Source organism: Alcanivorax sp. IL2, from assembly GCF_047495475.1.
GTDB lineage: Bacteria > Pseudomonadota > Gammaproteobacteria > Pseudomonadales > Alcanivoracaceae > Alcanivorax.
In genome coordinates this window covers 131358-142410 of sequence record NZ_CP179932.1, presented here as the reverse complement: position 1 = coordinate 142410, position 11053 = coordinate 131358, and the positions used below count along the sequence as shown (strand labels likewise).

Annotated in this window: 10 protein-coding genes; 4 read left to right on the top strand and 6 right to left on the bottom strand. The window is 59.4% G+C overall.

What is annotated here, in order from left to right:
- Positions 1 to 226: 226 nt before the first annotated feature.
- From ubiD to trxA, 3 genes are all read right to left on the bottom strand, one after another.
- Complete coding sequence (ubiD, locus tag ACMG4N_RS00635) at positions 227 to 1699, bottom strand: 4-hydroxy-3-polyprenylbenzoate decarboxylase (protein ID WP_414432532.1); 1473 nt, start codon at positions 1697 to 1699, stop codon at positions 227 to 229.
- 223 nt (positions 1700 to 1922) lie between these two features.
- Complete coding sequence (gene rho / locus ACMG4N_RS00630) at positions 1923 to 3182, bottom strand: transcription termination factor Rho (protein WP_035248298.1); 1260 nt, start codon at positions 3180 to 3182, stop codon at positions 1923 to 1925.
- 287 nt (positions 3183 to 3469) lie between these two features.
- Entirely contained in the window at positions 3470 to 3796 is a 327-nt protein-coding gene (gene trxA / locus ACMG4N_RS00625; protein WP_035248300.1) for a thioredoxin TrxA, read from the bottom strand.
- A gap of 234 nt (positions 3797 to 4030) precedes the next feature.
- Between trxA and ppx the strand changes: the two genes are divergently transcribed.
- Positions 4031 to 5530 carry an exopolyphosphatase gene (gene ppx / locus ACMG4N_RS00620; protein WP_297766111.1) on the top strand — a complete coding sequence of 500 codons (1500 nt, stop codon included), beginning with the start codon at positions 4031 to 4033 and terminating at the stop codon, positions 5528 to 5530.
- Between the two features lie 110 nt (positions 5531 to 5640).
- Here ppx and ppk1 read toward each other — a convergent pair whose 3' ends face one another.
- From ppk1 to hemB, 3 genes are all read right to left on the bottom strand, one after another.
- Positions 5641 to 7728 (bottom strand): polyphosphate kinase 1, encoded by a 2088-nt coding sequence (ppk1, locus tag ACMG4N_RS00615; protein WP_297766114.1) that lies wholly within the window; start codon positions 7726 to 7728, stop codon positions 5641 to 5643.
- 193 nt (positions 7729 to 7921) lie between these two features.
- A complete protein-coding gene (locus ACMG4N_RS00610; protein WP_297766117.1) occupies positions 7922 to 8050 on the bottom strand; it encodes a hypothetical protein in 129 nt (42 codons plus the stop codon).
- Between the two features lie 141 nt (positions 8051 to 8191).
- Positions 8192 to 9202 carry a porphobilinogen synthase gene (gene hemB / locus ACMG4N_RS00605; protein WP_297766120.1) on the bottom strand — a complete coding sequence of 337 codons (1011 nt, stop codon included), beginning with the start codon at positions 9200 to 9202 and terminating at the stop codon, positions 8192 to 8194.
- 85 nt (positions 9203 to 9287) lie between these two features.
- On the opposite strand from hemB, the gene ACMG4N_RS00600 reads away from it, so the two are divergent.
- The 3 genes from ACMG4N_RS00600 (at position 9288) to ACMG4N_RS00590 (ending at position 10961) form a co-directional block, all read left to right on the top strand.
- Positions 9288 to 9710 carry a VOC family protein gene (locus ACMG4N_RS00600; protein WP_035248308.1) on the top strand — a complete coding sequence of 141 codons (423 nt, stop codon included), beginning with the start codon at positions 9288 to 9290 and terminating at the stop codon, positions 9708 to 9710.
- A 5-nt stretch (positions 9711 to 9715) separates the two neighbouring features.
- The gene (greB, locus tag ACMG4N_RS00595; RefSeq protein WP_297766124.1) at positions 9716 to 10228 is read left to right on the top strand and encodes a transcription elongation factor GreB; all 513 of its coding nucleotides are present in this window, start codon (positions 9716 to 9718) and stop codon (positions 10226 to 10228) included.
- Positions 10229 to 10334: 106 nt separating this feature from the next.
- The gene (locus tag ACMG4N_RS00590) at positions 10335 to 10961 is read left to right on the top strand and encodes a DUF502 domain-containing protein (RefSeq protein WP_297766127.1); all 627 of its coding nucleotides are present in this window, start codon (positions 10335 to 10337) and stop codon (positions 10959 to 10961) included.
- Positions 10962 to 11053 lie beyond the last annotated feature (92 nt).

Here is an 11053-nt window from a genome sequence, read left to right as displayed (position 1 = left end):
TCCTTTTGTTATTTGGCACCATCGTACAAGAAAGGCAGTGAATAGTTAATAGTGGATAGTTAACAGTTGCGCGGGCGGCGTGAGACGGTTCTGCCGGATCAGTCGCCGCGCTCAGATTTTGAACGCGGCCTCGCAGGTTAAAACGCGCAACAAATCTTGACAAGGTATGCGGGCCGGGCAGCCTTCACTGTTCACTGTTCACTGTTCACTGTTCACTGTTCACTGTTCACTGTTCACTGATCCCCAGGCTTTCCCACATCTCATCCACCCGCTGCTTCACTGCCGGGCTCATGCTGATGGCGCGGCCCCATTCGCGGTCGGTTTCGCCGGGCCATTTGCTGGTGGCGTCCATGCCCATCTTGGAGCCCAGGCCGGAGACCGGGGAGGCGAAGTCCAGGTAATCGATGGGGGTGTTTTCAATCAGCAGGGTGTCGCGGGCCGGGTCCATGCGGGTGGTCATGGCCCAGATCACATCCTTCCAGTCGCGGGCGTTCACGTCGTCGTCGCAGACGATCACGAACTTGGTGTACATGAACTGGCGCAGGAACGACCACACCCCCATCATTACCCGCTTGGCGTGGCCCGGGTACTGCTTCTTCATGGTCACCACCGCCATGCGGTAGGAGCAGCCTTCCGGGGGCAGGTAGAAATCCACGATCTCCGGGAATTGCTTTTTCAGGATCGGCACGAAGATTTCGTTCATGGCCACGCCCAGCACTGCCGGCTCATCCGGTGGACGCCCGGTGTAGGTACTGTGATAGATCGGGTCGCGGCGGTGGGTGATGCGCTCCACGGTGAATACCGGGAAGTGTTCCACCTCGTTGTAATAGCCGGTGTGATCGCCGAAGGGGCCTTCCTCGGCCATTTCGTCCGGGTAGATATGACCCTCCAGTACGAACTCGGCGCTGGCGGGTACCTGCAAGTCGTTACCGATACATTCCACCAGCTCGGTTTTCGAGCCGCGCAGCAGGCCGGCAAAGGCGTATTCGCTGAGGGTGTCCGGCACCGGGGTGACCGCGCCGAGGATGGTGGCCGGGTCGGCGCCCAGGGCCACCGCTACCGGGAAGGGCTCGCCGGGATGCTGCTGTTGCCACTCCTGGAAATCCAGGGCGCCGCCGCGGTGGCTGAGCCAGCGCATGATCAGCTTGTTACGGCCGATCAGTTGCTGGCGGTAGATGCCCAGGTTCTGGCGTTCCTTGTTGGGGCCACGGGTGATCACCAGCGGCCAGGTCACCAGCGGGCCGGCATCGCCGGGCCAGCAGGTCTGGATCGGTAACTGGTACAGGTCGACGTCATCGCCTTCCAGTACCTTTTCCTGGCAGGGCCCGGAGCCGCGCAGCTTGGGGCTCATGCTCAGTACCTTGCGGAACACCGGCAGTTTTTCCCAGGCGTCACGCATACCCTTGGGCGGTTCCGGTTCCTTGAGAAAGGCCAGCAGTTCACCCAGTTCGCGCAGCTCTTCCACGGACTCGCGACCCATGCCCAGTGCCACCCGCCGTTCCGTGCCGAACAGGTTGCCCAGCACCGGCGTGCCGAAGCCCACCGGGTTTTCAAACAGCAGGGCGGGGCCGCCGGCGCGCAGGGTTCGGTCGCAGATTTCGGTCATTTCCAGATTTGGGTTTACCGGTGCAGTGATGCGCTTGAGCTCGCCGAGCTGTTCGAGTTGTTGCAGGAAGTCACGCAGGTCGCGGTATTTCATGGCGTTCCTTGTTGTTTGGATAACCAGAAAGATTGTGTCGCGAGTATAGCAGGCTGGGGGTGAGCGGCGAGTCAGAGGTAGGCGAGTTCTACGAAGTCCCGGTAGGAGCTCCTCTTGAGGTGCGAACCCGAGCCTCAGCGAAGGGAAGACAGCGGTGGGCTTGTTCCGGTAAAAAAACAAAACCCCGCGTAAGCGGGGTTTTGTGTGTTGCGGGAAGCGTCTCTTATTTGCGCTTCATGGACTCGAAGAATTCCAGGTTGGTCTTGGTATGCTTCATGCGGTCGATGAGGAATTCCATGGCGCCGATTTCGTCCATGGGATGCAGAACCTTGCGCAGGATCCACATCTTCTGCAGTTCATCTTCGCTGACCAAGCGCTCTTCGCGGCGGGTGCCGGACTTGCGAATGTTCATGGCCGGGAAGACGCGCTTCTCTGCTACCTTGCGATCCAGGTGCAGTTCCATGTTGCCGGTGCCCTTGAATTCTTCGTAGATCACTTCATCCATTTTGGAGCCGGTGTCTACCAGGGCAGTGGCCAGGATGGTCAGGCTGCCGCCTTCCTCGATATTTCGTGCGGCACCGAAGAAACGCTTGGGCTTTTCCAGGGCATGGGCGTCCACACCACCGGTGAGCACCTTGCCGGAGCTGGGCTGCACGGTGTTATAGGCCCGTGCCAGACGAGTGATGGAGTCGAGCAGGATGACTACGTCCTGCTTGTGCTCTACCAGTCGCTTGGCTTTCTCGATCACCATCTCGGCAACCTGCACATGACGTGCGGGGGGCTCGTCGAAGGTCGATGCCACCACTTCGCCGCGTACGGTGCGTGACATCTCGGTCACTTCTTCCGGACGCTCGTCAATCAGCAGCACAATCATGTGCGATTCGGGGTTGTTGCGGGCAATGGACTGGGCCACGGTTTGCAGCAGCATGGTCTTGCCGGCTTTTGGCGGTGCCACGATCAGGCCGCGCTGCCCTTTGCCGATCGGCGCCACCAGATCGATCACCCGGCTGGTGATGTCTTCGGTGGAGCCATTACCTGCTTCCATGACGAAACGTTCGGTTGGGAACAGCGGCGTCAGGTTTTCGAACAGGATCTTGTTCTTGGCGTTTTCCGGCCGGTCAAAGTTGATCTCGTTGACCTTGAGCATGGCGAAATAGCGTTCGCCATCCTTGGGAGGCCGGATCTTGCCGGAAATGGTGTCGCCGGTGCGCAGGTTGAAACGGCGGATCTGGCTGGGAGAAACGTAAATATCGTCCGGTCCGGCCAGGTAAGAGCCCTCTGCGGAACGAAGGAAGCCGAAACCATCCTGCAGAATCTCCAGCACCCCGTCTCCGTAGATATCGGAGCCGTTCTTGGCGGCGCGTTTGAGGATGGAAAAGATTACGTCCTGTTTGCGGGTTCTTGCCAGGTTCTCGAGGCCGAGTTCCTTGGCAATGTCCAGAAGTTCTCCAATCGGCTTCTGCTTCAGTTCAGAAAGATTCATTGGCGTCTAGTTTGATGTCTTTGAATGAATTGAGAGGGTGCACCACAGGTGGTGCGGCGGTTGTTTTGATAATCTGGTTGATTCGGAATCTGGCCCGGCAAGCCTATAAAGGGGGCCATCAGGAAAAGGTAACCAGAGGTTCCGAAAGACTTGCTAAGGGGATGCTTGTTGTAAGCTGGTTCTGGAATCTACCACTGGAACAACAGACTGTCTAGTCTTTGCTGGTAGTAATGAAACGTAGCACCCCCGCCGGGTAGCGGGGGTGCTAGTGGGGGTTGCTGTCTGTCTTAGAGAGTGCTGTCCAGGAATGCGGCCAGCTGGCTCTTGGACAGGGCACCCACCTTGGTGGCTTCCACATTACCGTTCTTGAACACGGTCAGGGTGGGGATGCCGCGAACGCCGTATTTCTTGGGCGTTTCCGGGTTGTCGTCAATGTTGATCTTGGCAATGGTCAGCTTGTCACCGTACTCGCCGGCCAGTTGCTCCAGGATCGGCGCGACCATTTTGCAGGGGCCGCACCAGGGTGCCCAGTAGTCTACCAGCACCGGGCCGTCCGCATTGATGACCTGGGCTTCGAAGTCCGCGTCGGTCACATTGATAATCTCGCCGCTCATTGAATTCTCCTGAGATAGGGGGTTAGCTGGCCCGACGGGCGGGCTGTTGCGATGGTGGATAATATCAGGTCGTGGGTGCCGAATTTCAAGCGAGTGAGTGAATTATCGCGGTAGAGTTTGCCTATGACACCGTAACGCCATGATATTCGGTTAGAATTCGGGGCGTTTTTCAATGCTTTGTCTACCCGTAAGTTGGTGCGGAAAGGGCAATGGCCGTTCAGGAAAGGAGTGCATATGGAACATGGCGAGCATCTGGCGGCCATTGACCTGGGGTCGAACAGCTTTCACATGGTAGTGGCCCGGCAGGTCCACGGTGAGGTTCAGATTCTGGATGGTCTGTCCGAGAAGGTGCAGCTGGGAGCCGGGCTGGACCGGGATAACCGGCTGGACGGCGAGACCCAGGAACGGGCGCTGGATTGCCTGGGCCGGTTTGCCCAGCGCATTGCCGGTATTCCCCGCGGCAGCGTGCGGGTGGTGGGGACCAACACCCTGCGCCAGGCCCGCAATGCCCGGGAATTCATCGACCGGGCGGAAGCGGTGCTGGGCCACGACATCGAGATCGTGGCCGGGCGTGAAGAGGCCCGTCTGATTTACCTGGGGGTGGCGCACAGTCTGGCTGATGATGCCGGCCAGCGGCTGGTGGTGGATATCGGTGGCGGCTCCACGGAGCTGATCATCGGCGAGCGTTTCGAATCCACCGAGACGGAATCCCTGCACATGGGTTGCGTCAGTTTTGCCCAGCGCTTCTTTGCCGACGGCAGTATTACCGAAAAGGCCTTTGACCGGGCGGTGACCGCTGCCCGCCAGGAGGTGCTGTCCATCCATGCCAACTATCGACGCCTGGGCTGGCTGCAGGCGGTGGGTGCGTCCGGCACCATCAAGGCCATCAGCCAGGTGTGCGTTGACAACGGCTGGTCAGAAACCGGCATCACCATGGAGGGCCTGAAGAAGGCCCGCAAGAAAGTGATCAAGGCTGGCAAGGTAGAGCAGCTGGACCTGAAGGGGCTGCGCGAGGATCGTCGGGCCATCTTTCCCTCCGGGTTGGCGATTCTCTACGGCATCTTCGAGCAGTTGAGCATTGATCAGATGGAAGTGTCCGGTGGCGCCCTGCGCGAAGGGCTGCTGTATGACCTGCTGGGGCGTTTTGCCCACGAGGACGTGCGCGAGCGCAGTATCCAGTCGCTGATGAGTCGTCATCATGTGGAGCGCACTCAGGCGGAGCGTGTCTGTGACACGGCCACGGGTCTGTATGGTCAGGTGGCCAAAAGCTGGCAACTGGACGATGGGGAGTTGGCTGACACCCTGCGCTGGGGCGCGCTGCTCCACGAGGTGGGGCTGGCCGTTTCCCATAGCCAGTTCCACAAGCACGGCGCCTACCTGGTGACCAATTCGGACCTGCCCGGCTTTTCCCGCCAGGAGCAGCAGGCGGTGGCGGTGCTGGTGCGTGGCCACCGCCGCAAGCTTCCGCTGTCCGCGTTGTCAGAGCTGCCGGACGATGAGCAGCAGGGCCTGTTGCGGTTGTGCCTGGTGCTGCGATTGTCTGCTCGCCTGCACCATGCCCGTTGCGATGAAGTCATTCCCGAGATGGTGCTGAAAGCCGAAGATAATACCTTGTCCCTGCAGTTTCCGGCGCACTGGCTCGAAGAGCATCCGCTGACACTGGCTGATCTGGAACAGGAACAGGATTATTTTCGTGCTGGCGGCTATGAGCTGAAGCTAATGGATAATGGATAACGGTGCGGATTGCTGTTGTCGTTAAATGAAAGAGGCCGCGCCCAGGCGATTGGGCGCGGCCTCTTGCGTTTCCGGGCTTGGTGCCCTTTCCCGCGAGTTATCAATTAAAACTAACTTCCCCCCAGGGTTTCCAATAAGGTCTGCTGGGCGATAAAAGGTGCCTCCCCGTCCTGGGGCTGGGCACGTAGGTAGATGCCATCCGGCTGTAGTACCCAGGCGCGTCTGTTGTCGCGCAGGTAGTAATGCAGGCCCTGTTCAATCACTTGCGCCTTGAGCACCGGGTCGTTGACCGGGAAGCAGGTTTCCACCCGGTTGAACAGGTTGCGGTCCATCCAGTCGGCGCTGGAGCAGTACACCAGGTCCTCGCCGCCATGATGGAAGTGGTAAATGCGGGTATGTTCCAGGAAGCGGCCGATCACCGAGCGGACCCGGATATTGTCGGATAGCCCCGGTACCCCGGGTTTCAGGCAGCAGATCCCGCGTACGATCAGATCAATCTCCACGCCCGCCTGACTGGCCCGGTACAAGGCCTGGATGATCTTCTCTTCGGTGAGTGAATTGAATTTGGCAATGATTCGCGCCGGCTTGCCGGCGGTGGCTTGCTGCGTTTCAAAGTCGATCCATTCAATCAGCGACGGGTGCAGGGTAAAGGGCGAATGTTTCAGCTGTTTTAGCCGCGCCGCCTTGCCCATGCCGGTGAGCTCCTGAAAAATCTTGTGCACGTCCTGGCAGATGCCTTTCTCGCACGTCATCAGGCCGTAGTCGGTGTACAGCTTGGTGGTCTTGGTGTGGTAGTTGCCGGTGCCCAGATGCACGTAGCGCTTGATACCATCGCCTTCGCGGCGAACCACCAGCAGCATCTTGGCGTGGGTCTTGTAGCCCACCACCCCGTACACCACGATGGCGCCGGCTTCCTGCAGGCGCCGGGCCCCTTCGATATTGGATTCCTCGTCGAAGCGCGCACGCAGTTCCACGATGGCGGTGACTTCCTTGCCATTGCGGGCGGCGGTTTCCAGATGATCGAGAATTTCCGACTTGGTGCCGGTGCGGTACAGGGTCTGCTTGATAGCCAGCACCTTGGGGTCGCGGGCCGCTTCCGCCAGCAGGCTGACCACCGGTTGGAAGGATTCATAGGGGTGATGCAGCAGAATGTCGCCCTGATCCATGGCGTCGAAAATGGTTTCGGCTTTTTTTACTGCCGGCGCCAGCTTCGGGGTGTAAGGCGGGTAGTGCAGGCGCGGGCGGTTCACGCTGGTGAACATGCGCGCCAGGTTCACCGGGCCATTCACTTCGTACAGATCGATCTCGGTGAGTTCGAACTGCTCCAGCAAATAATCGGTCAGGTGACGCGGGCAGTTGTCCGCCACTTCCAGGCGCACCTCGTCACCATAACGCCGTGACAGCAGCTGGCCTTTCAGTGCGCTGGCCAGGTCTTCCACATCCTCATCCACTTCCATGTCCGCGTTACGGGTGACCCGGAACTGGTAGCAGCCGGTGGCTTTCATACCCGGGAACAGGTCCGATACATGGGCATGGATCATGGATGACAGGAACACGAAGTTGTCGTCGCCGCTTTCGCTGATCTCGTCAGGAATACGGATCAGCCGGGGCAGAGAGCGGGGTGCGGGCACAATGGCCAGACCGGTGGAACGGCCAAAGGCATCTTTGCCGTCCAGCGATACGATAAAGTTCAGGCTCTTGTTCACAAGCCGCGGGAAGGGGTGTGACGGGTCCAGGGCAATGGGGGTAAGCACCGGATAGATCTGTTCGCGAAAATATTTTTTCACCCATTCAATCTGTGCTTCGGTCCAGTCTTCGCGACGCAGAAAGTCCACGCCTTCCTCGCGCAGGGCCGGCAGAAGAATGTTGTTGAGAATGTGATACTGACGGTCCACCGCCTCGTGGGTCGTGCGGCTGATTTCCTTCAGGATTTCCTCGGCCAGCATGCCGTCGGGGCCCGGCTGGCCGGTGTGGGTTTCCAGCTTGTTTTTCAGGCCGGCCACACGGATCTCGAAAAATTCATCCATGTTGCTGGAAAAAATCAGCAGAAAATTCAGCCTTTCCATCAAGGGGTGGCTGTCGTCCATGGCCTGTTCCAGCACTCGCAGGTTGAACTGCAACAGGCTCAGCTCCCGGTTGAAATAGTAGTCCGGGTTATTGAGGTCGATGGCGCTGTGTTCGCTGGCAATGTCATTCATTGGCGTCGTCCTGACCGGGCCGTTTGGAAGACCCCTATTGCATGACATTAATGTGACACGGTAATGACAGGTGCAAAATGGTTTTGTGTTAACAGGCTGTTCAGCAGCCTGTTAAGCAGGATAGCGCGAGGGTCGGGGAGGCGGGAAGTGGAGATGAAATAATAAAGCCGCCCGCAGGCGGCTTTATGCATTTTCAGCCCTGGAAGATCCAGGATTGCTGGATGATGTCCAGTTCCTGCATCTCCTGGTCGGTAGGGGCGCGGCCTTGCGCAGCCGCCAGGCTCGACAGGCTCAGGGTGGCGATCAGGATCAGAGTACGCATAACAACTCCTAGGGTCAGGGACCCAACACTCAGATAAGAATCAGCAGAAAACAGGGCAGAGTGTATGCCAGGGCGGGAGAAAGGCATTGGCCGGGCTGGCTGGTGTGCCTGCCCGGCTGGTCAGTTTGTGAGCAAAAAAGCTCAGTTCAGACCTTTCAGTTTCTGCGCTGCCGCCTTGGCAAAGTAGGTAAGGATGCCGTCGGCGCCGGCACGCTTGAAGGCGAGCAGGGATTCCATCATCACCTTGTCCTGGTCCAGCCAGCCGTTCTGGAAGGCGGCCATGTGCATGGCGTATTCGCCACTCACCTGGTAGGCGTACACCGGCACCTTGAACTCGTCTTTCACCCGGCGCACCACATCCAGGTACGGCATGCCGGGTTTTACCATTACCATGTCGGCGCCTTCGGCCAGGTCCAGGGCGATTTCGTGCAGGGCCTCGTCGCTGTTGGCCGGGTCCATCTGGTAGGTGGTCTTGTCCGCCTTGCCCAGGTTGCCGGCGGAGCCCACCGCGTCGCGGAACGGCCCGTAATAGGCGCTGGCGTACTTGGCGGAGTAGGCCATGATGCGGGTGTGGATATGGCCATTGGCTTCCAGTGCCTCGCGGATGGCGCCGATGCGGCCGTCCATCATGTCCGAGGGGGCGATCACGTCGGCGCCGGCGTCCGCCTGGGACAGGGCCTGTTTGACCAGCGCGTCCACGGTGTCATCGTTGAGCACGTAGCCATTGTCGTCGATGATGCCGTCCTGGCCGTGGGTGGTGAACGGGTCCAGGGCGCCATCGGTGATCACACCCATTTCCGGCACCGCTGCCTTGATGGCGCGTACCGCCCGCTGGGCCAGGCCGTCCGGGTTCCAGGCTTCTTTGCCGTCCAGGGTTTTCACCTCGGCGGGTGTCACCGGGAAAAGGGCCATGGCAGGGACGCCCAGCCTGGCCAGTTCCTCGGCTTCCTTGACCAGCAGGTCCACGCTCATGCGTTCCACGCCGGGCATGGAGGCGACGGTTTCGGTCTGGTTATTCCCTTCAAGCACAAACACCGGGTAAATCAGATCGTCCACGGTGAGGGTGTTTTCGCGCATCAACCGGCGGGAGAAATCGTCGCGGCGCATGCGGCGCAGACGGGTGGCGGGCCAGGGGGCGCGGGTGACAGACATGGGGCGGAGTCCTCTAGTAACATGGGGCGCCCGATGCAGGCGTGTATCGGGCGCAATGACGAGAGTTTAGCAAGAGCGGTAGACGATGGAAAAACAGCCGGCCTTTCATTTGGCCTTTATGGTGAATGACCTGGAAGAAGCGGCAGACTTTTACTGCCGGGTGTTGGGTGGCCGCCGGGGGCGGGATGCCCCTAACTGGGTGGATATTGATCTGCATGGTCATCAGCTTTCCCTGCACAAAGGTGAGGATCTGACACCGATCCAGGGCTACAGTGAGGTGGATGGTCATCCGGTGCCCATGCCGCACTTTGGTGTGGTGCTGGATTTCGCCCGCTGGGAAACCCTGGTGGAACGCATTTACGACAATGACTGGCCGTTTCTGCTCAAGCCCCGTGAACGTTTTGTGGGGCAGCCCGCCGAGCAGGGCACGTTTTTCGTGCAGGACCCCACCGGTAACACGCTGGAGTTCAAGGGACTGCGCGAGATCGATCGTATCTTCGAGGTGTAATCATCATGGGCCGCTGGCGACCAAAAGGCATTCCTGCTTCCAAGTACATCACCGCCGAAGGCTACAAGAAACTCAACGATGAGCTGCAATACCTGTGGAAGGAAAAACGCCCGGCGGTGACCCAGGCGGTGCAGGAAGCCGCCGCCCAGGGGGACCGGTCCGAGAATGCCGAATACATATACGGCAAGAAACAGTTGCGTGAGATCGACGGGCGGGTACGTTTTCTGAGCAAGCGTCTGGATGACATGACTGTCGTGGATCGGGTGCCGGAAGACCAGAGTAAGGTGTTCTTTGGTGCCTGGGTGGAGCTGGAGAATGAGGACGGTGACACCGAAACCTACCGTCTGGTGGGGCCGGACGAAACCGACGCCAAGAGGCACTACATCAGCATCGATGCGCCACTGGCACGGGCCTTGCTGAAGAAACAGGTGGATGACGAGGTGGTGGTAGAAACGCCAGCCGGCGAGCGTTGCCTGTTCATCAGCCGTATCTGGTATGAGCAAGGCGAGAGGCGTTGAACGAGCCAGCTCCAGGGAAAGAAGCGATGGCGGCAAGCGAACCCTTGCCGAACGGCGTTGTCTCTCCATCACTGCTAATAACACGATAATCGAAGGCTTATAGCCCATGAGCGCCAACCGCCGTATCTGGTTCTTTATCCGCAAGTCCCTGCTGGGTGGCCTGACCATTCTGTTGCCCATTTCCATCATCGTGTTTTTCTTCCGCTGGATTTACCAGACGGTGACGGAAATGATCGCGCCGTTTACCACGGTATTTATCCGCGCCTTTGACCTGCCCAAATTCGTGGCCGACTGGTTGTCGGTGCTGGCGGTTCTGGTGCTGTGCTTTCTGGTGGGTACCCTGGTGGCCACAAGGGTGGGCAGTTGGCTGTGGCATCAGTGGGAAGAGAACGTCATGACCCGACTGCCGGGCTACAAGACGGTCAAGGAAGTGATCGGCCAACTGATGGGCAGCAACAGCGACAGCCCGTTCAGCCGTGGCGAGGTTGCGCGGGTGTGGCTGTATGGCAGAGACACGGATGTGTCGGTCACTGCACTGGTTACCTCACGCCATGCGGACGGCCATGTCACCGTCTTCGTGCCCACTGGCCCCAATCCCACCAGCGGGTTTATCTATCACGTGGATCAGAGCCTGGTGGAGCTACACCCGGAAATCGGCGTGGAGAGCATGATGAAAACCGTGGTGTCCTGCGGTGCAGGCACGGCGGCGTTGTTCAAGACCGACAAGGCGTAATAGCTACGCGCTACGAGCTACGCTGGTTGGATTGGGAAGGTCTGGAAAGTTCCTTGAGCTTTGTCATTTCTACGAAGCCGCTGTAGGAGCCT

What these genes read in the sequence shown, in the direction of transcription:
- ubiD (WP_414432532.1), bottom strand. Translation starts at nt 1,699, where the DNA reads ATGAAATACCGCGACCTGCGTGACTTCCTGCAACAACTCGAACAGCTC.
- rho (WP_035248298.1), bottom strand. Translation starts at nt 3,182, where the DNA reads ATGAATCTTTCTGAACTGAAGCAGAAGCCGATTGGAGAACTTCTGGAC.
- trxA (WP_035248300.1), bottom strand. Translation starts at nt 3,796, where the DNA reads ATGAGCGGCGAGATTATCAATGTGACCGACGCGGACTTCGAAGCCCAG.
- ppx (WP_297766111.1), top strand. Translation starts at nt 4,031, where the DNA reads ATGGAACATGGCGAGCATCTGGCGGCCATTGACCTGGGGTCGAACAGC.
- ppk1 (WP_297766114.1), bottom strand. Translation starts at nt 7,728, where the DNA reads ATGAATGACATTGCCAGCGAACACAGCGCCATCGACCTCAATAACCCG.
- ACMG4N_RS00610 (WP_297766117.1), bottom strand. Translation starts at nt 8,050, where the DNA reads ATGCGTACTCTGATCCTGATCGCCACCCTGAGCCTGTCGAGCCTGGCG.
- hemB (WP_297766120.1), bottom strand. Translation starts at nt 9,202, where the DNA reads ATGTCTGTCACCCGCGCCCCCTGGCCCGCCACCCGTCTGCGCCGCATG.
- ACMG4N_RS00600 (WP_035248308.1), top strand. Translation starts at nt 9,288, where the DNA reads ATGGAAAAACAGCCGGCCTTTCATTTGGCCTTTATGGTGAATGACCTG.
- greB (WP_297766124.1), top strand. Translation starts at nt 9,716, where the DNA reads ATGGGCCGCTGGCGACCAAAAGGCATTCCTGCTTCCAAGTACATCACC.
- ACMG4N_RS00590 (WP_297766127.1), top strand. Translation starts at nt 10,335, where the DNA reads ATGAGCGCCAACCGCCGTATCTGGTTCTTTATCCGCAAGTCCCTGCTG.